Genomic DNA, 22,930 nt, shown 5'->3' with positions numbered 1-22,930 from the left:
AAACATAGCCTTAAACCAAAAGCCCAGTCGGTATGACTGGGCTTTTGATGGGGTAATTTTCCCCTAGTTATTTATAGAAGTTATTTATAAGTTGCTTGACTAATAAGGACTACACCGCCTAAATTACGAATTCCAGAAAACAGTAGACTCATAAAGTTTAACTACCCTGCTTTCTTTGTGGCTTCGGGCGTATAGTAAAGTTATGCTGCAAATTAAGAATAAAATCATCATCCCCGATAGCGAACTCGAAATTAGCGCGATTCGTTCTCAAGGAGCCGGGGGTCAAAACGTCAACAAAGTTGCTACAGCCATTCATTTACGCTTTGACATTGAAGCTTCATCACTACCCGCTTTCTATAAACAGCAACTTCTCAAGCTCAACGACCGACGCATCACCCAGGATGGGGTTATTGTCATCAAAGCTCAAGAACACCGTAGCCAAGAACAAAATCGGGAAGAAGCTTTGCAACGACTCAAGCAACTCATACTCAGCGCAGTTGTACTACCCGAAATCCGCAAACCCACCAAACCAACTCGTAGTTCTCAAAAAAAACGTCTTGACAGTAAAACTAAGCGTAGTCAAATTAAGTCAATGAGAAGGCAGGTAATTGATTAAAATCTGATGCTACCAGAGAAAAGTGCTGAAGGCGATCGCTCCTTTTTCCTCTAAGAAATTGCAGATATCCAGCGATCGCAGCCCAGCTACATAACTGCTGTAGATAATAACCCCGACATCTTCAACACTCGTTCTGACCAAGTAGCCGCAGCCGCAGCCAAGGATGCAGTTTTGGTGGGATTATCGTAAATATTTACCCAATTTTGCTGCCAGTCTTCTAGCAAGTTTTGGAGTTGGGTTAATTCAGTATGATTGCTCTGGCTTTTTTGTTGTAACAAATTCACGTATAGTAAGTTTTCCGAAAGTAACACTGGCACTAATTCACGGCTGGCATTCTTTTGACACCAGGATTTGAGACGTGCCAAAGAAGCTGCCAGTTCTCCCAACTGCTGTGGATGGGGTTGATTTAAAAAACTTGCTTCAATTGCGCTCCAGTTCGGTATCATAATCCTCCTAGTAATCGCAGGGTAATCTGAGTAACTCGCTCTCTAATATCAGGGGATTCAATGATCATAGTACGATTGTTTTGGCTGGGGCGAATGTTAATAATCGATTCAAACACCATTTCTTGGGTGAAAGGACACCAATCTGCACCCCAAAGATTTTTTTTGTTTACTACCATCTTTCAACAATTCTTGCTCACATTCATAGTGACGCTCTGCACCACCAGCCAAAATTTCACGCTCGATATCCACTACTATTTTGATAAATACTCCCCAGGTTTTGAGCATTTCGTCAATCTGCTGTTTCGTAGCACGTTCACGTATCACTTGAATCAATGTACTAGCACCCTATCATTGATTTTAAGTATTATTCATTACCTATAACCCAAGGTTGATTTTGTTGAATCAACTGGTTAATTACTTCTGGTTTTATCGGACTGTAATAGCAGTAGATGACAGCACTATGCACTGGTGCAGTTTCACACGAGGGCATATTTCCATTACCAACTAAAACCATTTTTTGAGGTACAAACACCTCATAGCTAACCAGTTTCCATTCGTGTTCAGGATTGTTTTTGTAACCAGCAGTCCACACAATAGTCTCAATCTCAGCAATTGCATCATCGACTCCACCACAAATTTCCATTCCACCCGTAAGTTCATATCCTGGTGCATTAAAACTAGGAAAAGTCAGAATGGATGTTAAAAGCGTGTCGCCTCTCAACTCGTTAAACTGTTCTAATTCTTGTAAATTCATCTGTTGTCTCCAAAACTTGTTTGTTCTCCAGGAAAAATACACCAGTATCCACCACCAACGGCTGGGTGTTGTCTTTTTAGTGTTTTACCTATCTTTTTGGCAATCTTATAACAGTCAGTAACAGTATTAGCCCAGTGAGCATCTCCTAGTTTTGCTGCCTCAATCCCAGATATAGCTCTACTCTGCAAAGGTTTGGCTGTACCAACTAATCTTTCAGAATTGTTGATCTTTCCATTTGCGTCTGCTGCATAATGCTTCCCATCCCTAGAACGCCAGATATAGTAAGCACTGCCACCTACAATAGCAACTCCAACCAGTACACATCCTACCCCAGCCGTGCCTGCACAAAAAGCGGCGGGTGCAAGTACCGCAGGATTCGCGTTAACTGGGCGATTGGGTAAAGCAGTCCCACACAGAACCAAACTTGTTTCTATGGCAATAATTTTTGACTTGAATTTAAGCATATTTTAATGGCTTTGGTTCATCAACTGAAGCCGCTTTTTATGTACTTTTGCATCCTATCAAATGTGGGCGTAATTGTGACGTATTTGGGTCAATTTTGGGAAAATTAATTTAGTCATCCTTTTTTGTGCCAACTCTGGGGCAAATCTGGAACAATAGAATCGCTTAGGTAGCAATATGAATGCAGTAGAATCAAACCCCAGAAAGGATGAAATGCCCAGAAAGGATGAAAGGTTAGCGATTCCGGCGCTTGGTGAGTATTACAATGATTTACTCACTGTCGATTCATGGGTAAATGGTCGAACTAAGGTTGCCCAGGCACAATCTCTTTTATGTGCCAAACTTCAGGAGCGAGACAAGTTAATTCGAGAAAGGGTGGAATATTTAGCGAAAAAGCGGGGTATCACCTTTGATGAAATGTGGGCAGAAATCCTGAATGGCACTGCTCAAAAAATAGTTCCCGGTGAAGGTGAAGGGCTAGAGTAAGCTTTTTGGGAATTTTTGCGTGAGTCCTGATAAAAACAGAATATATAGCTCAGTCGCCAGAATTCAGAATTGAATGCTGACGACTGAATTCTTTGTTACTCAATATCAGGAGCTAAGAGGATCTACACTGAGAATTTCAAACTCACATGCTCTTGATACTAAATCTGGTGGTAACTTATCGAAACTTACTAGCGGTAAATGAGAAGCATCTTTAACTAATTCTTTTGCTAATAAGAAACCTGCAATTGTCCAGGTTTGGTACTTTCTCGCTTGTTTTCCAATTAATCGGCCTTTTTTACCATCGTAGTATTCTGGCCATTCATCTTCACCAATGCGGGCTTCTGCAATGGCGATCGCTTTTTTTGCCAAACTGGTTCTATTAGTTTTCATGGCTGCTGCTGTTAACATCCACATCAACACAGGCCAGCTACCAGCATTATGATAAGACCAAGGTATGTTTTTCGGGTCACATCCAGTTACAATTCTGTACTCTTCATCTTCTATCGCTGGGAAACAGATTTTCATCGGCATATCGCCTACTAAATCGTCCCATCTTTCATCAATCAAAGTCATAATTGCTTGTGACTGTTCTTCTGTGGCTAAGTCAGAAATAATCGCCATCAAGTTACCCAAAGTGAAAAAGCGTGTATCTAACTGAGATGGCCCGACATTCCCAGCCAGATAACCACCTTTTTTGGGTAGCCATTTATCTAATTCGTAATAGGGAATCGAGTCTACATAAATGTTAAATAGATTCACCGCTGCTTTGCCATATTCTTCACTTTTGAAGCGATAAATGGCATTTAAGCGATTAATATCTATCCAATAATGCTGACGAATATGTCCGCATAAAAGTGGTAAACGATTATCAATTGCCATCACAATATCTTGATTACCTTGGCAAATTAATAACTCCCGCGCTGCTCTGAGTGCTGTGTAGAATAAAACTTGTATTTCGAGAGGATGTCCATATATACCCATCCGACGGTCAATCATACAAGCACCGTCTGGAACTAATAGTGTTGGGTACATATCAAAACGATTAGCCAAACAAATTTCCATAATCAACCGAATGCCATTTTGGAATTCTGGCTGATAAGCTATAGAAAAATCTTTGGTCGCTACAACATAAGCGCGTAACAAAATAATCCACCACAGACAAGAATCAACAGGTGTGACTCTGGCGATCGCATGTTCCCCAAAATCTGCTTCTAAATATTCTTCGCCATTCTCGACCACAACTTTAAAGCTGGCTGGAATTAATCCTCTCCCTGGCTTATAAGCATCTAATTGCCTTTCTTTTGGTTGTAACTTTAAAGTTTCTTCTAAAAAGTTACGCACAATATCTGTTCTACCTTTAGCGAGAAAAATTAATGCTGAAGAGACAAAATCTCGAATAAAACACTGGTCATAATTGAGTGCTTCTACAGAATTATCATAAGCTGCGACTGTACCAATCGGTCGCCCTCGATAATAGAGAATAGATTTTTCTAGTGCTTCCCATGCTGCTTTTTCTGTAATTTCATCTGTTACTAAATTCTCTATTTGCATTGTCAAAGAAACTCCATACATGGTGTGTTTTGGTGGTAAATGCTCCTGAATTGCTGAATTTCTGCCATCATCATAACAAAGAGCCTTTAAGAAACGACAGAAATGTTATCTTCTTAAAGTTGATTTTTGCTGATTATAATTAACAGTTTTGTAGGAATTTAAATGCTGATTAATTTACAGCAATTCAATGATAATTTTTATGAATTGCTTGGGAAAATACTCCTGAAAATCTGGAGACAAGATATAGTCTGAGATTAATTACGTTCTTTTTCTATGTAGAACCAGTTATATCAATCAAAATATATCTTGTAAGCTATTTAAAGCTTCAATTATTTTCAGTATAATTACGTATGATAATTGGGTTTTGGAAATTACAATTTTGAGTTTCCCCTACAAATTAATAATTTATAACCTTTTTTAAGAATCTGCAAGATAAATTGCTATAAAAATTAAGATGTCAATACCTCAAAAGAGGTATAAACACCTGACTATAGTTAGATTTATTAACTAAATAAGTACAAGAAATTGAGAAAAAATACTCAATTTTCTGCAAAATTTATATCATTAGTAGAGAACAGGTTTGAAAGCTATTGATATTTTTTAGATGAGTTTATATCCTCTAACTGCTGCAATCCTGTTCTCTATTTGCTGTTATAGCCAATATTTATAAGCGGCATAGGCCATAGTTACCACACCTGTGACAATCGCCGACTCATCGATTTCAAATTCGGGATGGTGTAATGGGTAATTGATGATTCTATCTTTGAAACCGACACCCAAGCGAAACATGGAACCAGGGGCGTGTTCTAAATAAACAGAAAAATCTTCTGCGCCAAGAGAAGGTTCGGGTAAAACTTGGACGCGATCGCTACTCCAAGCTTCTTCTGCGGCTGATTGTAACAACTGGGTTAAAGAATAATCATTTTGGACGCTGGGGACACCTTGACGATAATTAACTTGATATTTTGCGCCGTAAGCATCACAAATATTCGCCACAATATTTTCAATCCAATGGGGTAGATGGGCGCGGGTTTCGGGATGGAGCGATCGCACCGTTCCCCACAACTGCACTTGATCAGCAATCACATTGGGCGCTCTACCACCCTGAATTTTCCCTATACTCAACACTACAGGGCGCAAAGGATTCTGAGTCCGGCTGATGGCTTGTTGCAAAGCTGTAATCACTTGTGAAGCAATCCAAATCGCGTCAGTTGCTTCATGGGGACGTGCGCCGTGTCCAGACTCACCAATAATCGTAATTTCTAAATCATCAGCTGCGGCTGTCAATGCTCCATAACGTATCCCAATCGAACCTGCGGGGATAGAAGGAAAAACATGAACGCCTAAAATAGCGGAAACATCCTGCATCGCCTGATCTTGCACCATCCAGTTCGCACCCTGGGCAATTTCCTCGGCGGCTTGAAATAAAAATCGCACCTTCCCGCCCAATTCATCAGCGATTTGGGACAATATCATTGCCGTACCTAACCCGACAGTCGTATGCACATCGTGACCACAAGCGTGCATCACCCCATCTGTACGAGAAGCATAATCTAAACCTGTACGTTCCTGGATAGGTAAAGCATCCATATCAGTCCGAATCGCCAATAAACGCTCATCGGTTCCTGTACTCCGCACTTCTCCAATCACACCTGTTTTTCCCACACCTTCTTGGACATGCAGCCCACTAGAAGACAGAACCCCAGCTACAAAAGCAGCTGTTTGATACTCTTGACCACTGAGTTCTGGATGGGAGTGAAGATGACGGCGAATTTCAACTAAACGGGGTGCTAGTTTTGTGGCTATGTCTTTAATACGGGTTAGCATCAATCAATTTTAGTTACGAGCTTTGTTCCCATGATAAAGAAGTGCTACTGAACAAAATGTTCTTTATCAAAGGGAACAGGGAACAGGAAACAGTTGACGAGAGTTTAAACCCTCCCTACTCCCAACTCCCGGTTGGTGAGCGAACTTGTACTGAGCGACTTGCCTTGAGCGTTCGCGCAGCGTCTCCGTCAGGAGAAGTCGAAAGGAGTCGAAGTAGCCGAACCATCACTTTTTATTTCTTACTTTCCACTTCCTCAGACTGGGTATAACAAGTTGTACCTTGTGTCGTGCCTGCTTTAAATTTATTACATTGCTTGGGAATGACACGCTCTGATGACCACCAGTAAGGTTTATCAGAAGTTACATTACCCACAGGTAAAGTAGTCAGTCGAAAGTTCGCTCCGCGAAAATTTGTAAAGTATAATTTAGAACCTAACAAGTTTGCTGCTGTTAAATTAGCACCCAGAAAACCTGTAAAAGACAAATCGGCACTTTCTAAAGATGCTGAAGTTAAATTAGCACCTGTAAAAGATGCTCCTGTGAGATTGGCAGATTTCAGAACTGCACCTTCGAGATTTGCATCGGTTAAATCTGCATTTGCGAGATTCGCTTGCGATAAATTTGCTCCCTTTAAAATAGCCCCACGCAAGTTGACACCAGCCAAATTAGCTTGATTCAGATCAGCACCACTCAAATCGCAACGAGGACAAGCACCCGATTTTCTGAACTGTTCTAGGTCTTGTTGATTCAGCCCCAAGGCTTTTTCGGTTAACCCCGTGCAAACTATTAGAGCAACAAAGCCAGCAATCTGGAGTTTCATAAGTTTTACGGATATTTGTATGGGTGATAAGTTCAACGTAGAGTTACTGTCATACTTAACATATACACATATACCGTTAACTCAGCAAATCCTAGCAATGAAGTGGTGATGAAGAAGCTATAAAAATAGTATAAATTCTGATTTTGGGACTACACAAAACCAAATTTAGGCTTTAAGATTGATTCGTAAGGAACTATACAGAACTCTCTATAGACTATCACATATTCGATCCCCCCAGCTAGAAGAACAGTAGCTGGGGGGATATTAATTTGAGCATTTATACTGTGTTGAGTCACTTAGTGATAATTCGGTATATCTATGTAGGTCTTACGCACAAAGGTTGTCGGTGAAGAATGGGTGTGAGAGAGAAGTTAAAAGTCAAAAGTTAAAAGTCAAAAATTGTCTGAGGTTTAACTTCTGACTTGATGTTGCCTGTTCCCTATGATGCACTGAGCTTGCCGTTCGCGTAGTGTCTCCGGTAGGAGAAGTGTTCCCTTTCCGGCAGGGACGTTAACTTAGCGCCATCCCAAAAAACGCAGTCCGGGAACAATGAGATAGTGACTGACTCCTAGCCAAAAGCTTGTAAAAATGGCGACTAAAACAAACAATGCCAAGGGTAGACCTAATTCTGACCAAAGTGGCTGGGGTGAAAAGTGAAAGACTGTGGCGGGGAAGCCTAAAATAAATAAGCCAGAAAATATCACTGCTGTGCCTAAAGCGGCCACTAAGGCATAAACTATGTGATGACTGCGAAACCCAAAACTCAGGGATAGTAAAAATATTGAGACAGCAATCATCACGACCAAACCATCACTGCTTTGTTTGGGAGAAATGAGTTCCCAAAATAACCAACCAAATCCATAGCTGATCATACCCATGAGTGATGCGACTAAAAACCGCCGTCGTTGACCAAAACACCCAGATAGGGTGAGTCCCCAGGCGGTTCCCAAGCCAGCACTCACAAAGACTAGAATATCTGCGCCAAAGTTGGTTTGAGAATTGGGAATGAGTTCTGGTAGCTGACCTACGATTAATTGCACAATGCGATCGCCTAAAATTGTGCGGTAAGCTACAAAAAAACCGATAATTGTGCCGAAACAAGCTCCTAAACTAGATAGCACCATTGCCCAAATAATCGCTACACAAGCTTGAATCATTTTCAGCAAGGCTTTGGCGAGAAACAAAGCTGTTTTACCAATTGCTTGCAGAAAATCGGTAAAAGCTCGTTCAATGGTTTGAATGAGCCTTGTTAAGTTGTTACTAGCTGAATTTGAGTTTGGTGGCTGGGAGAATGACGCTGGTTTGACAGATTTGTTAATTTTTGCTAACCGTTTGAGAATAATGGCTGCATTAGATGGACGCGATCGCACATCTTCCTTTACCATCTCATCCAGTAAATCAGCAAACTGTGAGCTAATATTCACTCGATTCCGCCAGCGCAATTCCCCAGTCTGCAAATCTTCCATCTCTGGCGGATACTTACCTGTGAGTAATTCAATCATTGTCCGGCCGAGAGCATAAAAATCAGCCGCAGGCCCCACATTTCCCCCAGTCACTTGTTCTGGTGGACTGTAACCAGAAGAAAATAACCGCGTTGAACTCGACTCTCGACGCTGCATAGCAGCGTTAATTTGCTTAACACCACCAAAATCAATTAATACTAATTCTTCCCACCCTGTTCTGGGTTGAGTTGGCGGTGCGGTTGAGGCTGGTATCCGCAACATTAAGTTAGAAGGTTTAATATCGCGGTGAATAATTTGGCATTTGTGTAGTTCTTGTAAAATTTTCACAGCTTGGGTGAACCAGTTGAGTACCAAATTCTCTGGACATCCTTGAGGATAGTTATTCATAATTTCATCCAGAGTCGGCCCGTTGATTTTTTCCATCACCAAACAAGCTAACTGGCGCGGTTTTGGACTGCTGATATTTACCTGAAAAAAACCATCAGCTTCCACCTTTGGAACACCAGGATGCTGCAAACTAATCAAAACTGCTGCTTCTTGTGTAAATAATTCTTGGGCTTTTGGTGAATCTTCCACCAAAACTTTTAGCACCTTTTCAGTTTGGGTTTTTTCATCCCAAACTGTATAAATTTGGGCAAACCCACCCGAACCCAGTGGTTGAATAGGCACATAGCGGTCTAGCAGCTGTAGCAATGCGCCACAGCTGTTACAAAATTTGTTTCCCCAAGGTTGGGGGTAAGGACGTTGACAATCAGGATTTATGCAGTGAACCGCCCTTTGAGGGATATGGGACACAACCGCTACAATACAAACGCTGAGTTGATTTTAACCTATGTTAAGGAGGCAGTGGTTCGACTTCGCTCACCAACCGGGCAGGAGGCAGAAGGGAATCCCTATCAATAAATTTAGGGGATTTAACCAGGACAACACTTCACCCGAATTTCTCACGTATGGGTGGGGAGTGTGGGGTGAGAGGGGCGAAAGATTTCTTCACCATCCTCCTCCCACCCTTCCCACACCTCCCACACCCCTAGAGGTTCACACTTCCTAACTGTACCCATCCCAAGCAGCGGGGAATGTGTAATCAGAAAAGAGGGGAAAATTTTGATTTTCGCTGCGGGTTTCTTCATCCAATACATTCACAACTTTGTTATAAATATCTTCTGCTTGTTGGGGAGAATCGCCAATGCTGGTTAATCCTAATTTGCCAAATTGAGAGAGACACCCCATCAAATGAAAAACTGTACCTGTTTCTGTACCGCTATCAAAATGTAATCGGTGATGGGCAATAATATCCATTAAGTCGTTGGGTAATAATCCCCGATAGCGGTCTTTTTGTAAGTTATCAGTTGCAATGTAATATTTAGGACGACCTTGCTGACTATAAAACAATCCTGTGGACAAATCATAGCGACCATTTGTTAATAGTTTTAAAGTCATAAAAGGATGGGTTGTACCACCTTTGCGTAAGTTAATTTCAATTGCCTGAATATCCCAATTTTTATCGCCTTGGTCAACGGTGATAAAATCAACACCAAATCTTTCTAAGGCTCCTTTTTCTGCCAGCTTTCTGCCAACTTTTAAGCCTAGTTGTTGCAGTTGTAGACGATAGCTTTCATCGGCGGGAAAGCGACATCCAAGATAAATTTGACCGTCTGGGCCACCAAGAATTTGGTCGTGGGTGGAGAGGATTTCGACTTCGCCTGTGGGTGTGATGCGTCCTTGGACACTGGGAGAACGCTTGATTTCTCCTTCGATAAATGCCTCAACAATTGCACCTAACTCTGTTATGCGTCCTGAAAAATTTGCCCAAGTTTCTTGTTTAGCTTGAAAGCGCAGGGTAGAAAAGCTGCTGCTAATGGCTGCTATTCTTTGTTCACTGGTAGCTTGCCCTGGTGCTACATTCATAATTGGTCTTAAATCTAGTAGGGCGTTACCTTCTCCAGAAATGCCTTCGTTGAGTTTGACTACCATCCTTTTTAATGTTGGTTGGCGTTCCCATAAATCGCTGGCTGCTATTGCTAATTCTTGAGTATTCCAAACTCTTTGACTACCATCTGGATGGGGAACTTGACTTTCAGCAAAAATTTGCCGACTGCCACTTTTTGTCCCCCAAATTTGTAAATCTGGTGCGGCTGCATATAAAGGTACATTTAATTTTAAAGATAATTCTGCTTCTAAATCTGTGGCGTTGTAGCAAATCATAAATGATTTTTCTAGCCTTAAAGCTTGCCGAATCCTATCTAATAAGCGGGGACGTTCTAAAATTTTTTGACTGAGAGGTTGCGGAGAAGAGTCATAAGTAGAAAGTAAAAGTAAGCGATTGCGTGCATGAGAAAATGGAATGCCAGGTAACAGTTGCAAATAGTAATCAATAATACTCGGATGCAGTGGCATTGAAGTAATATAAATTAGCCTTGTACGAGGATTTCGCAACCGCATTAAAGAAAATAACAATCTCTCTTCATAATGTTCACAACCTTCTACTTTTTGCAGTTCTCTCTGATCGAGACTGAGGGAAGGAACAACCACGATATCTGCTTCACTATTATCGAATAGCTCAATGGTTTTCCAGCGATCGCGCAAAGTTGACTGCAAGCGGCGAAATTGATCAACCTGATCCAACTTTGAAACATTTAAAGTTACCATAATCCCTGCCCTGTAATGATCCCCAACACTACCGTCTTTCTTCGGTATACCGCACAGCCAGCTAGATGTGACTAAGCCTTAATACTTCTTGACTGCAAATATTAATTCTTTACTCTGTCATCGTAGAGATTTTTGTAATTGCTTGCCTATGCACCCAAGGTAGGAAAAATTAAGTATTCAGACAGGCAGGTAACAGGTAACAAGAAAAATAAAGTAGAAGTGTACCTAGTTTTTTCCAAAATCAAATATGAGTCCCTAATATTTAACTTGATTTGTATCAACTTATTTACATAATTATCTTGGCAATAAACAATGACATAGATATCTTTATGTATAGAGATGTTGCAGACAAGACCTTGAAACCAGCTAGGCGCTAATTTCCTTCTAAACTAGAACAACGGTGTCTGCAAAATTTATTACTAATTGTTCGTGTCGGGGGTGGGTATGAACCGTCCAATAATTCTTGGGATTGTGGGTGATAGTGCTGCGGGAAAAACAACACTAACTAAAGGTATCGCTCAGGTACTAGGGCCAGAAAATGTCACGCTGATTTGTACAGATGATTACCACCGTTACGATCGCAAACAACGTGCTGAAATTGGCATTACAGCCTTACACCCAGACTGCAACCATTTAGATATTATGCAGCAGCACCTGTCCTTACTCCGCACAGGACAGCCAATTCTCAAACCTGTTTATAGCCACAAAACAGGTACTTTTGAGGCTCCCCTATACATTAAGCCCAATAAATTTGTAATTATAGAAGGCTTACTTGGCTATTCTACCCGTGCTGCCCGTGACTGTTATGATGTCAAAGTTTACCTTGCGCCTCCCGAACCGATACGCGCCAAGTGGAAAGTTAAACGAGATACCCTAAAACGCGGCTACACTCCCGAACAAGTATTAGCAGAATTAGAAAAACGCGAACCAGACTCAGAACAATTTATTCGTCCTCAACGCCAATGGTCTGATATAGTGGTGAGTTTTTATCCACCTAACGGTGATGAGGATGAAAGCAATGGTCATCTGAATGTGCGGTTAGTGCTGCGTCCCACAATTCCCCATCCTGATTTCACCCCCATTATTAATTTGACCAGTGGTGATGCTGGTTCAGCGATTCGTTTGGGACTAGACCGCGATATGAATAAACCAGTGGATGTCTTGGAAGTAGATGGTCACGCAAATTTAGAGCAGGTGAATAAACTCGAACATATTATCTGTTCGGATATGCCCCATTTACGTAGTGTATGCGATCGCGAAAGTAATCCCGAACTTGGCAAAATTGCTGGTACCACAGGCGAAACCTTACAAAGCTATCCCTTGGCACTAACTCAGTTAATTATTACCTACCACATGCTGAAGGCAACGCAAATGTATCAATAGTAAGATTTCCGCACCAAGATTATCTGTGAAGAATGGGTGTAGGGGTGTAAGGGTATGGGGTGTAAAGGTTCTGTATATATACACCCCTCTAACCCTACACCCTTGCACCCTTTTAGCTTGATACGCAGTTCAGTTAAGAGAATAGTAGTCTTGAGAATTTTGGGTTCCGTTCCTACACCTGTTAACTGCCTTCTGCCTCCTGCCTTCTGCCTCCTGCCTTACCCATTTCTAATCCCCGTCAAGATTGATATTTATTTTTTTCTGGAATTCTACTTGCGAGTGAAGTATCTATTACTTAGTTAGTGCATCAATTGTAGGTGTAAGACCTAGTTCTTTACTGGTTGTAGTACCTACTATTGTGGCTGAGATACTTATTGCTAAGTAATCAAAAGCACATTATAAATAAAATCGGGTCAAAACTACCACCATAGATAAAACTCTAAATTAATTTCTAAGTACGAGCATCTGAGGCGGGTAAACTATGAATGGTCACTCATTTCTAACTTCTGGCGATCAGCAAAATAACAGTTGTCAATATGTTGTAAATAATACATTTGGTTTGCCAAGTCATGAGGCTAATGGTAGTGGACAATCTGCTGTTAAAGAAAGTTATTTACGCGCTTGTGCTTTGAAATCAGCGAAACAAGGAAATTATCATCAAGCGATCACTTTATTAAATGAATTAATTTGTCGTTACCCCCACAACGCTGCTGATTACAACAATCGTGGGTTAATTTATTTTCAAAGTGGTGAAAAGCAAAAGGCTTTTTGTGATTACAACACAGCTTTAGATTTAAATCCCAATTTGGCTAGTGCTTACAATAATCGTGCCAATTACTATGCAGCTTGTGGAGAATTAGCCGCAGCTTTGGCTGATTACGACCAAGCAATTGATTTGAATCCCCGTTATGTGCGAGCTTGGATTAACCGGGGTATTACCTTCCGCGACTTGGGACAATATGAAGAAGCAATTGAGAATTTGGAGATTGCATTACTGTTTGGTCAGTTAGAAGCGCATATTTGGGCAGAACGCGGTCGGACTTATCATCTGTGGGGTGATTGGAACTGTGCGATCGCTGATTATCGTCGTGCGATAGCGCAACTATCTACAAGCCAGAATAGCGTTGATGTTTCAGGTTATCGTTTGCGCTTACAAATCGAAACTTGGTTAAATGAACTACTGTCGCAACAGTAGAAGTAGAAAGAGTATTTTTTAGCTGACTGTGATTTTCAGCAATCAAATATTTAGGATGACGACCCTGTATTGCTAATAGCTAATAGATATTCACTTAATCAATTTGCCAAAATTAGCTATTAGCAGTCTAGATATTTTTGATGTTATACATCTATATAGGCAAATATTGATAAAACTAATGGCAAAAGTCACACCATTTTGGATTAAAAAAGAGTTTACTGGTAAGCTTTTAGGCAATCCATTGGTCACACTCGTGCTTTAACTTAGTGTCAGAATTCAGAATCTAGATAGAAATTTTCATAGTCTAATAGTGCTAGTTATCAAACTCTCTGGGAATTTTGACTTCTGGATTCTGAATACTTCCAAAGAACGGCAATCATCCCAATTCCTCAAATCCAGCAAAATTTTGCTTAGGGTAAAGAATGGATGACATCAATTTCTTTGCCGTCTTGATTCATCAACACAATTGGACGCTGATTAGGTGCAAATCTATATCCTTGTTGTTCAGCGATCGCTTTAGTTTGGCGGGGATCAAAGTTGCGGACAAATTCTGCCTGTAAAGTACTCACTCGTCCTTCCATAATTTTGACTTCAGTGCGAACTTCACGTAATCTTTCTTGCTGTGACCAATGATAAGGCAGAAGTTGAGTTATGGCGGATGCAGTGGCTCCCAAAATTGCCAAATTCACCCCGATCTTGACTGTGGTTTCAATCGCCATGATTTGATGAGAACGTTGACGAAGATGCCGTTTTGGTCGAGGAATAGTTCGAGGCTGCTGTATAGGTTGTAACGGCTGTCTTGATGGTTGGAAGGCGTTCATAATACTAAAAATAACTTTACTTGGAACAAGTTGATCAACAGTCTACTGCGGCTAGTTACAGCCTAAGTTAGCTGTCATATTACTTCATTTTCCTGAGATTGCTACACGTATGTTTTTTGTTAAAAAACAATCTTACATACGTAAGTAATGAACGGTAAACAGTTTGCTGTACTCAGCTATCACTCTGAAAAACTGCACCTTGTATCCCAGGATTATTCATCGTTTGTGATTTTATGTCAATTCCTAGACAAGATGTTAATGGTTATTACCCCATACAGCTAATCCAGCAGAATTCAGGAGCCAGAATTCAAAATAACAGTTTACTTCACGCTGCCGGGAATTGGTTGCAATTGTAAAGACTTTCAAAAATTAAATTATTCAATGAACAAACGCCTTTTGTAATCTGACACCCCTTTGTGTCTTTGACGCATTCTTCAGCTACCAGTAGCCTCATCGTTATGAAATCCGTTTCTCTCGCGCTTGAGACTTTCTTCTAAAGCTTGAATTTGTTCGCGGCGGGCTTCCAATTCTAGAGAACGACGTGCCAAATCTTGATTTTGCAAAGTCAGAGATTGTCGCCACTGTTCAGCGCGTTCTGCTTCTTGTTGTAATAATTCTGGAGTAATGCCAGTGGTGAGATAAGACTCGACTAAATTCATTACCCAATTACTAGCTTCTTCTAATTTTTCAATTTCACCCGTGGCAGAAAGTTCAACTAAAACCAGTAAGCCTTCACTCATAGTTTTACCTTTCCCCAACAGAATAAAGGCTTCTTCAGGAATAATTACCCAGAGTTTATCAGTATCTTGACGTGCTAACAAACGCAACTGGTACTGGTCTAAAAATTCGTTTTTATGTACCTGAGCTAGATATAGCATGATCGTCTTTTTGCTCCAGCTTACAATTAAAAATTAAAAAATAAGTACAAAAATTTATATGAAACACCAAAATTAAAATACTGAATTTGTATGGAAAATTATCATTGGGCAATGGGTCAAAAGAAGCAGGGGAGCAGGGAGTAGGGAGCAGGGGAGATAGTATGAGACGGAACTTGTACTCTGCCCCAAATGAACGCCCTAGTAGTTTACCAACCCAATGTTGCTGTGTAGGCCTAGCTCTTGTTGCAGGGGACAGGGGGAATTGGGGAAATATTTTCCCCCTTGCTCCCCGCTCCCTGCTCCTTGTCCTCTTCGGTGATGACTCTGCTATTACCCATTGTCACAATGCTAGACAATCCAGGCTATGTTTACTGTAATGCCTGGAGGCGATCGCGCAAAATTTCGGCTTGTTTCTCAGCTTCAGCTAAGGCATCTTTTGCCCCTTGTACCACGTCGGCTGGAGCTTTATCCACAAACTTCGGATTGCTTAATCTACCTCTGAGAGACTGGGCTTCAGCTTCGATTTTGCTGAGGTTTTTCTCTAATTTGGCACGTACAGTTTCAATATCAACAACACCAGTCAGAGGAATGACCACTTGAACTGTACCAACTACCCCAGCAATAGTTTGTTCTGAGGTTGGTGCGGGTTCTGCAACTGCTGTGGGCTTTTGTGAGACAGTATTCACTGGTTTAGGTTTGGCAAATAATATACTGCGGGCAATAAACCACATACTATAACCTAAACCCACAAGTTGAAAGAAAGTACCAGCTAAGGGAATGCGATTAACTGTGTCGGCTACAGCCAAACCAACTCGCAGAAAAATCAGCCCCACAAATATTAAGCCAATTGTTTTCCAACTCCAACGAGATTTTGCGGGTGCGACAGTTTGGCTTTTTTGTTCGGCGGCAATGCTTAAGGTTTCCACCTTGGCTAAATCTTGAATATAAGCTTGCCCAGCTACGAGAATTTGTTGTTCTTGCAAATTGCCTGTTTGCAAATTCACCTTGACTTTTGCCCCTGGCTTAACATCCGCCTCCGCCCGTAAATTGCGAATTGTGCGGATAGTGCCGATTAGCAGGTCAAACTGTGCTTCTAAAGCAGTATCAATCAAGTCGGCATTTACTTGGGGATAAGCTTGTAAAGCCAAAGTTTGTGGAGAATCTGGGTTTTGTTGGGTGAGGGTTTGCCAAATTTCCTCGGTGATGTGGGGCATAAAGGGATGCAGTAGTTTTAAAATCCCTTCCAGCACGTAGGCGAGGATTTGTTGGGCGGCGCGGCGGGATGTGGGATCTGCACCTGGTTGTAGCCTGGATTTCACTAACTCAATATACCAGTCGCAAAAATCGCCCCAAATAAATTCGTAAATTCCCTTGGCGGCTTCCCCTAAACCGTAATTGTTGATGTAACTGGTAGTTTGATTAATAACTTGATGATAGCGAGAAAGAATCCAGCGATCGCTTAGTTCACTCGCAACGGGTTGTCCCAATTGTGCCGGGGTTTGTCCATCCAAATTCATCATCACAAACCGCGCCGCATTCCACAACTTATTCGCAAAGTTACGCGCAGCCTCCACCGATGCGGACTCATCAGTTTTGCGGTTGTATTCTAAGCGAATATCTTGACCTGCACCCGCTACTTCCTTAACTAAGGTGTAGCGCAGGGCATCTGTGCCGTATTTATCAATCAAAATCAACGGGTCAATGCCATTATTCGCCGTTTTCGACATTTTCTTATTGTTTTCATCCCTTACCAAACCGTGGATGTAAACTGTCTGGAACGGCATTTTCCCCGTAAAATGACCAGCCATCATCGTCATTCTGGCTACCCAGAAAAAGATAATGTCAAAGCCTGTAACTAAGGTAGTCGTGGGGTAGTACTTAGCTAAATCGGCGGTTTGTTCCGGCCAGCCCAAAGTCGAAAACGGCCACAGTCCCGAAGAAAACCAAGTATCTAGTACATCTGGGTCTTGTTGTAGCTGGACATTGTCGCCAAATTGGGCTTTGGCTTTCTCCCATGCTTCATCAGCCGATTTCGCCACCACAAACGGCGTAGTATCGGTAATTTGTCCCTCTGTTTCACTCACCGCATACCAAGCGGGAATTTGGTGTCCCCACCACAATTGTCGGGAAATACACCAATCTCTGAGACTTACCAACCAATCACGATAAACCTTTGTCCAGCGTTGGGGAACAAACTCAGGAGAATCTTTTTGGTCGAGGAATTGTAGGGCGTTGTCTGCTAGTGGGCGAATTTTGACAAACCATTGAGTCGAGAGAAGGGGTTCAATGGGGACTTTACCGCGATCGCTATAAGGAACGGTATGCTTATAATCTTCTACCTTCACCAAAACCCCATCCGTTTCTAAACGAGAAACCACATTCTTTCTCGCCACAAAACGGTCTTGTCCTTGAAACTCCCCAGCATTAGCGTTGAGAGTACCGTCCTTATTCAAAATATTAATAAACGGCAGATTGTGACGCTTACCCATTTCAAAATCATTGGGATCATGGGCTGGTGTCACCTTCACACAACCAGTACCAAAAGTGGGATCAACCAACTCATCGCCAATAATTGGAATTTCCCTCTGCATAATTGGCAGAGTTAAAGTTTTACCAATCAAATGCTTATATCTATCATCATTGGGATTCACCGCCACCCCAGTATCGCCCAGCATCGTTTCTGGTCGAGTCGTCGCCACTTCCACATAACCAGAACCATCTGTTAGCGGATAGCGGAAATGCCAGAGATTACCATCAACCTCCTTAGATTCCACCTCCACATCCGACACCGCCGACTGAGTAGCCGGACACCAATTCACCAAATATTCGCCACGATAAATTAATTTTTCATTGTAAAGACTTACAAAAGCTTCCACCACAGCTTTCGATAAGCCTTCATCCATTGTGAACCTTTCCCGCGACCAGTCCACCGACACACCCAAGCGGCGCAACTGATTCACAATTGTTCCCCCAGACTCCGCCTTCCACTGCCAAGCGCGGTTCAAAAATTCCTCACGCCCCAACTCAGCGCGAGTTTTACCCTCTTTTTTGAGTTGTCTTTCTAATATTGTGTGGACAGCAATACTAGCGTGGTCAGTACCAGGTAGCCACAAGGTATTGCGTCCTTGCATCCGGTGATAGCGTACCAGAACATCAATTAGCGCACTTTCAAAAGCGTGACCCATGTGCAGACTGCCAGTGACATTTGGTGGCGGAATCACAACACAATAAGGTTCACCGCCATGATTAGGGTCAGCTTTGTAAACTTGGTTTTCTTCCCAGAATTTTTGCCACTTAGCTTCAGTGGTAAAGGGATCGTAGAGACTGGGAAGATTCGAGATAGTTGCGGTCATGCTGGGAAAATTAACTGTGGAAGAACTTTAATAAATTTTGCCACAGGGTTGGAGAGGGTTTGATGGAAACGAACCGCCAAGATGCCAAGAACGCCAAGAGAAGAGAACCAAGTCAAGAGTTAGATAAACTAGCTTATGCTGTGATTGGAGCAGCGATAGAGGTGCATCAGATTTTGGGGCCAGGGTTTTTAGAGGAGGTGTATCAGGAGGCACTAATTATAGAATTTTTAAGGAGAGGAATAGCTCATGAGTTTGAAAAGAGCGTAACAGTTTATTACAAAGGCCATGAAGTAGGTAAAGGTAGATTAGATTTTTTGGTTGCCAATTCTCTAATTGTGGAATTAAAAGCAGTCCAAAACCTAGCCCCCATTCACGAGGCACAAGTCCTTTCTTACCTAAAAATGACCAAATATCGTCTAGGTCTCCTCATAAATTTTAATGTTCCTCTTCTCAAAGACGGCATCAAACGCATTATCCTTTCTTCTTAATCTCTGTCTTGGCGTTCTTTGCGTCTTGGCGGTTCGTTTAAAAAAATTATCCTATGTCACGCTCCCCCTGGCTTTACATCCCCACCTTATATTTCGCCTCCGGTGTACCTTACATCATCATCAACACCGTCTCCGTCATCTTTTACAAAAAACTCGGCGTAGACAACACCCAAATAGCCGTATGGACAAGCCTTCTTTATCTCCCTTGGGTCATTAAAATGTTCTGGGGGCCAATTGTTGATACTTACTCCAGCAAACGCAACTGGATACTCTACACCCAACTCGCAATGTTCTGTTGCTTGGGTTTCGTCGCCTTTTGCTTACAACTGCCTAATTTCTTTTTTATCTCCCTCGCAGCCTTAACAGTGGGAGCATTTATTTCTGCAACTTATGATATTGCTACAGATGGCTTTTATCTATTAGCTTTAAGCCCCGAACAGCAAGCTTTTTTTGTAGGCATTCGCTCATTATTTTATCGAATGGCGGTGATTTTTGGTTCAGGATTGTTAGTTGTTGTAGCGGGACAACTTGAAGGCTATCTCAAGAATATTCCCTTAAGTTGGACTGTAGCTATTGGTTTTTCGGCGGGAGTTTTAGCCATACTTTCTTTGTTTCACCGTTTCAGTTTACCCTTACCAGATTCTGATCAACCACGGCAAATACAAGCCACAGATAAAATCCCATTTTGGACAATTATTAGTTCCTATTTTGCCCAAGAAAAAATTCTGTTCATTCTAGCATTTATCTTACTTTACAGATTTGGCGAGGCAATGCTTGTCAAGTTTGCTTCTTTATTTTTGTTAGATAAACCAGAGGCAGGAGGATTAGGTTTATCGACATCTGAGGTGGGTTTAGTATACGGCACATTTGGCGTAATTTCACTCATTGCTGGCGGTATTTTGGGTGGATTGGTCATTGCCAAATATGGCTTAAAAAAATGTTTATTCCCGATGGCTTTAGCCTTAAATTTGCCAGATATATTTTATGTATATATGGCTTATACTAAACCTTCTATTAGCTTGGTTTATCCATTGGTTTCATTAGAGCAGTTTGGTTATGGTTTTGGATTTACAGCTTTTAGTGTTTACTTAATGTATGTTTCCCAAGGGGAATATAAAACATCCCATTTTGCTATATCTACTGGCATCATGGCTTTAGGTATGATGCTACCCGGAATAGTGAGTGGTTATTTACAACCGTTATTAGGATATCCATTATTCTTTAGCTTGGTGTGTTTGCTGACAATTCCGGGAATGATTGTTTTATTTTTCATCCCCTTAAAAGCAGAAGCACAAAAAAGAGCGATCGCACATTAACACCATGACTTATGTTATCGGAATAGATGGTGGGGGTAGCAAAACCTTATGTATTTTGATGGATGATAAATATCAAGTACTAGGTAGAGGTATAGCAGGCGCATCTAATTATCAAAGCATAGGCGTTTCAGCCGCAATCCAATCAATTCATTCTGCTATTCAAACAGCAGCAAATGAAGCCTTAAAGTTCACAAATACAATCCAAATTTCAGCCATCTGCTTAGGTTTAGCTGGTGTTGGACGTGCTGGAGATATTGCAGTAGTTAAAAGTATGGTGCAGGAATTACAAAACAGTCAATTCCTACCGATTACTTGGGATTTACAACCAGATAATATTGTAATTTGTCATGATGCGTTAATTGCTTTAGTTGGCGGAGTCGGTCATGATGTAGGAATTGTGGTAGCTGCGGGTACTGGTTCCATAGTTTTTGGTCGAAATCACCAAGGAGAAACGAAAAGAGTAGGCGGTTGGGGATACATTTTGGGTGATGAAGGTAGCGCCTATAAAATTGCTGTTGCTGGTATGCAAGCAGCCTTAAAATCTTATGATGGGCGGGAAATATCAACAAGTTTAATCCCCGCTTTTCAACAGCATCTTAGCTTGCAGAATATAGCAGAATTAATCGAAATAATATATCGGCGCGGATGGGGTGTGAAAGAAATCGCATCGTTAGCACCCATTGTAGATTTAGCAGCAGCTTCTGGTGATGAATTAGCGAATAATATAATTGATGATTCTGTTCACGAGTTAGTAAAGGCTACATCTACAGTTATTAATGCAATTTTTAGTCCTAACGTAGCTTTTGAAATTGTGACAACAGGTAGTGTATGGCGGGGTAAATCTCAAATACATGAAAGATTTACCACAGCTATAGTTAATCAGTTTCCCCAGGTAAATGTAATTTTTCCTCTATATGAACCTGCTTATGGTGCTGGGTTATTAGCTTTACAGAGTTTATCTATATCCCATTAAAAATTGAATTCAGCTATATGAATGGCAAAAAATTAAGTAAAGCTCAATACTATACTTACGAAGCCAGAAATAAAGATATTAGATGGTTGCATCGCACGATTGAGTTATTACATCAAAATCCAGAACGAGGAAGATATGAGGAATTTGGGGAATTATTTACTAATGAGACAATAGAAGTAGCTAAAAAATTACTCGAACTTATAGAAACAGCACAACCAAATTCAGAAGATATTCAAAATTTATATAATTTATTGAAATTTTATAAAGGTGTGCGTAATTCTGATTGGGATAACCTTTGCCGTTATATTGAGAATTGGTATTGGGTTGCTAATATTTGGGATAATTTTGATGGCAGACTGGAATTAAATTTATGGGATAAAGGAGAATATAAGCTTTATTCTATTGCTGAACCATTAATAGGAGAAGGTAAATTTGTGCGCCAGTCTTCTAGTATTGACAGTTATGGTCATGTATGGTTAAAAATTGAGCCTATAATTGCTAACTCACACATTGAGATTGTCTGGCAAATTGATGATGAAGAAATTATTCCTTTTGAGTGGATACCAGCAATTTTTGAGGGAATTATCGATGGTATCTTCGATTATTTTCATCAAACTAATTTTGCTCTTACTTCTATGAAAATTGTTGTTAATAATGGTAGTTATCATCCAGTTGATTCTAAAGAGATGGATTACCGCATAGCTGCTAAAATAGCTTGGCGGAATGCTATAGCAAAAGCTGAACTTGTTAGTGGTAATTGAAAATTTATGACTCAAATGAAATGGTACAATGAACCATCCATCTGGAATCAACAAGTAGAATTTATTTCTGTAAATGCAGGAGCAAAAACAGATTTCTGGCAAAAGACTCACTATGATTTCATCCGTGATAATGGCAACTTTTACTATCAGGAAGTCAAGGGGAATTTTACAGTTGAGGTCAAAATGATCGGAGATTATCAGGCTTTGTATGACCAAGCCGGATTGATGATTCGAGAAAACGAAAATACTTGGCTTAAATGCGGAATTGAGTATGTTGAAGGTGTGCAGAATGTCAGTGCTGTAGTTACCAGAGATTATTCAGATTGGTCGGTAGTTCCTTTGTCAAAACAATTAGTTGCTTTATGGTTGCGGGTACAGCGGCGCTCAGAAATATTAGAAGTGCAATATTCTCTAGATGGGGAGAATTATCAAATGCTGCGGCTGGCATATCTTACCCATACTGAAACACTACAAGTGGGAATAATGTGTGCTTCCCCACAGGGAGAAGGTTTTTCAGTTGTCTTTGAAAATTTCAAAATTACTCAACCATAGCAGCATTACCAGAAATGTTGAATCATGACATAAAACTTTACATAAATAATTACACGGATTCTAAAAAGCCGAAAAATGTCAACATAACATCATCTCTTCAAACCAATGAACATAACTGATTTTCTGACACATACAA

The 22,930-nt window shown here is 41.0% G+C and carries 22 protein-coding genes; 9 read left to right on the top strand and 13 right to left on the bottom strand.

The window, feature by feature from the left end:
- Positions 1-202 precede the first annotated feature (202 nt).
- Positions 203-616: an alternative ribosome rescue aminoacyl-tRNA hydrolase ArfB gene (gene arfB / locus H6G75_RS03960; RefSeq protein ID WP_190978682.1), complete on the top strand. Its 414-nt coding sequence runs from the start codon at positions 203-205 to the stop codon at positions 614-616.
- Positions 617-702: 86 nt separating this feature from the next.
- Here arfB and H6G75_RS03955 read toward each other — a convergent pair whose 3' ends face one another.
- Genes H6G75_RS03955 through H6G75_RS03940 form a run of 5 tightly spaced genes read right to left on the bottom strand, consistent with a single transcriptional unit; the run spans position 703 to position 2,280 of the window.
- Complete coding sequence (locus H6G75_RS03955) at positions 703-1,062, bottom strand: hypothetical protein (RefSeq protein WP_190978681.1); 360 nt, start codon at positions 1,060-1,062, stop codon at positions 703-705.
- Complete coding sequence (locus H6G75_RS33895) at positions 1,059-1,181, bottom strand: DUF5674 family protein (RefSeq protein WP_397331366.1); 123 nt, start codon at positions 1,179-1,181, stop codon at positions 1,059-1,061. Before H6G75_RS33895 ends, H6G75_RS03955 begins: the two co-directional genes overlap by 4 nt.
- A complete protein-coding gene (locus tag H6G75_RS33890; protein ID WP_397331364.1) occupies positions 1,171-1,386 on the bottom strand; it encodes a DUF5674 family protein in 216 nt (71 codons plus the stop codon). The genes H6G75_RS33895 and H6G75_RS33890 overlap by 11 nt, the downstream gene beginning before the upstream one ends.
- 40 nt (positions 1,387-1,426) lie before the next feature.
- Entirely contained in the window at positions 1,427-1,816 is a 390-nt protein-coding gene (locus H6G75_RS03945) for a hypothetical protein (protein WP_190978680.1), read from the bottom strand.
- Positions 1,813-2,280, bottom strand: coding sequence for a hypothetical protein (locus tag H6G75_RS03940; protein WP_190978679.1), 468 nt, complete (start codon positions 2,278-2,280; stop codon positions 1,813-1,815). The genes H6G75_RS03945 and H6G75_RS03940 overlap by 4 nt, the downstream gene beginning before the upstream one ends.
- Positions 2,281-2,455: 175 nt before the next feature.
- Here H6G75_RS03940 and H6G75_RS03935 point away from each other — a divergent pair, with 175 nt between their 5' ends.
- The gene (locus H6G75_RS03935) at positions 2,456-2,764 is read left to right on the top strand and encodes a hypothetical protein (protein ID WP_190978678.1); all 309 of its coding nucleotides are present in this window, start codon (positions 2,456-2,458) and stop codon (positions 2,762-2,764) included.
- A gap of 105 nt (positions 2,765-2,869) precedes the next feature.
- Here the strand turns inward: H6G75_RS03935 and H6G75_RS03930 are convergent, their stop codons facing one another.
- From H6G75_RS03930 to H6G75_RS03910, 5 genes are all read right to left on the bottom strand, one after another.
- Positions 2,870-4,315 carry a glycoside hydrolase 100 family protein gene (locus tag H6G75_RS03930; protein ID WP_190978841.1) on the bottom strand — a complete coding sequence of 482 codons (1,446 nt, stop codon included), beginning with the start codon at positions 4,313-4,315 and terminating at the stop codon, positions 2,870-2,872.
- Positions 4,316-4,966: 651 nt separating this feature from the next.
- Entirely contained in the window at positions 4,967-6,142 is a 1,176-nt protein-coding gene (locus H6G75_RS03925) for a M20 family metallopeptidase (RefSeq protein WP_190978677.1), read from the bottom strand.
- 232 nt (positions 6,143-6,374) lie between these two features.
- The gene (locus H6G75_RS03920; protein ID WP_190978676.1) at positions 6,375-6,962 is read right to left on the bottom strand and encodes a pentapeptide repeat-containing protein; all 588 of its coding nucleotides are present in this window, start codon (positions 6,960-6,962) and stop codon (positions 6,375-6,377) included.
- A gap of 515 nt (positions 6,963-7,477) precedes the next feature.
- Positions 7,478-9,220 carry a protein kinase domain-containing protein gene (locus tag H6G75_RS03915; RefSeq protein WP_190978675.1) on the bottom strand — a complete coding sequence of 581 codons (1,743 nt, stop codon included), beginning with the start codon at positions 9,218-9,220 and terminating at the stop codon, positions 7,478-7,480.
- Between the two features lie 252 nt (positions 9,221-9,472).
- Entirely contained in the window at positions 9,473-11,074 is a 1,602-nt protein-coding gene (locus H6G75_RS03910) for a peptide ligase PGM1-related protein (protein WP_190978674.1), read from the bottom strand.
- 444 nt (positions 11,075-11,518) lie between these two features.
- On the opposite strand from H6G75_RS03910, the gene H6G75_RS03905 reads away from it, so the two are divergent.
- Together H6G75_RS03905 and H6G75_RS03900 are read left to right on the top strand one after the other, a co-directional pair.
- The gene (locus H6G75_RS03905; RefSeq protein WP_190978673.1) at positions 11,519-12,457 is read left to right on the top strand and encodes a phosphoribulokinase; all 939 of its coding nucleotides are present in this window, start codon (positions 11,519-11,521) and stop codon (positions 12,455-12,457) included.
- 481 nt (positions 12,458-12,938) lie between these two features.
- A complete protein-coding gene (locus H6G75_RS03900; protein WP_190978672.1) occupies positions 12,939-13,652 on the top strand; it encodes a tetratricopeptide repeat protein in 714 nt (237 codons plus the stop codon).
- 410 nt (positions 13,653-14,062) lie between these two features.
- On the opposite strand, the gene H6G75_RS03895 is transcribed toward H6G75_RS03900, so the two are convergent.
- From H6G75_RS03895 to H6G75_RS03885, 3 genes are all read right to left on the bottom strand, one after another.
- Positions 14,063-14,473, bottom strand: coding sequence for a hypothetical protein (locus H6G75_RS03895; RefSeq protein ID WP_190978671.1), 411 nt, complete (start codon positions 14,471-14,473; stop codon positions 14,063-14,065).
- A 434-nt stretch (positions 14,474-14,907) separates the two neighbouring features.
- Positions 14,908-15,351 carry a hypothetical protein gene (locus H6G75_RS03890; protein ID WP_190978670.1) on the bottom strand — a complete coding sequence of 148 codons (444 nt, stop codon included), beginning with the start codon at positions 15,349-15,351 and terminating at the stop codon, positions 14,908-14,910.
- A gap of 368 nt (positions 15,352-15,719) precedes the next feature.
- On the bottom strand, positions 15,720-18,704 hold the full coding sequence (locus tag H6G75_RS03885; protein ID WP_190978669.1) for a valine--tRNA ligase: 2,985 nt from the start codon (positions 18,702-18,704) through the stop codon (positions 15,720-15,722).
- A 62-nt stretch (positions 18,705-18,766) separates the two neighbouring features.
- On the opposite strand from H6G75_RS03885, the gene H6G75_RS03880 reads away from it, so the two are divergent.
- From H6G75_RS03880 to H6G75_RS03860, 5 genes are read left to right on the top strand one after another with little or no spacing between them, the layout of a single operon-like run.
- On the top strand, positions 18,767-19,192 hold the full coding sequence (locus H6G75_RS03880; RefSeq protein ID WP_190978668.1) for a GxxExxY protein: 426 nt from the start codon (positions 18,767-18,769) through the stop codon (positions 19,190-19,192).
- A gap of 53 nt (positions 19,193-19,245) precedes the next feature.
- Positions 19,246-20,508: an MFS transporter gene (locus tag H6G75_RS03875; RefSeq protein ID WP_190978667.1), complete on the top strand. Its 1,263-nt coding sequence runs from the start codon at positions 19,246-19,248 to the stop codon at positions 20,506-20,508.
- 4 nt (positions 20,509-20,512) lie between these two features.
- On the top strand, positions 20,513-21,481 hold the full coding sequence (locus tag H6G75_RS03870; RefSeq protein WP_190978666.1) for an N-acetylglucosamine kinase: 969 nt from the start codon (positions 20,513-20,515) through the stop codon (positions 21,479-21,481).
- A gap of 17 nt (positions 21,482-21,498) precedes the next feature.
- A complete protein-coding gene (locus H6G75_RS03865; protein WP_190978665.1) occupies positions 21,499-22,242 on the top strand; it encodes a hypothetical protein in 744 nt (247 codons plus the stop codon).
- Positions 22,243-22,248: 6 nt separating this feature from the next.
- Positions 22,249-22,794 carry a DUF1349 domain-containing protein gene (locus H6G75_RS03860; protein ID WP_190978664.1) on the top strand — a complete coding sequence of 182 codons (546 nt, stop codon included), beginning with the start codon at positions 22,249-22,251 and terminating at the stop codon, positions 22,792-22,794.
- Positions 22,795-22,930 lie beyond the last annotated feature (136 nt).

This window comes from Nostoc sp. FACHB-280 (assembly GCF_014697615.1).
GTDB lineage: Bacteria > Cyanobacteriota > Cyanobacteriia > Cyanobacteriales > Nostocaceae > Nostoc_B.
This window is presented reverse-complemented; position numbering and strand designations above follow the sequence as displayed.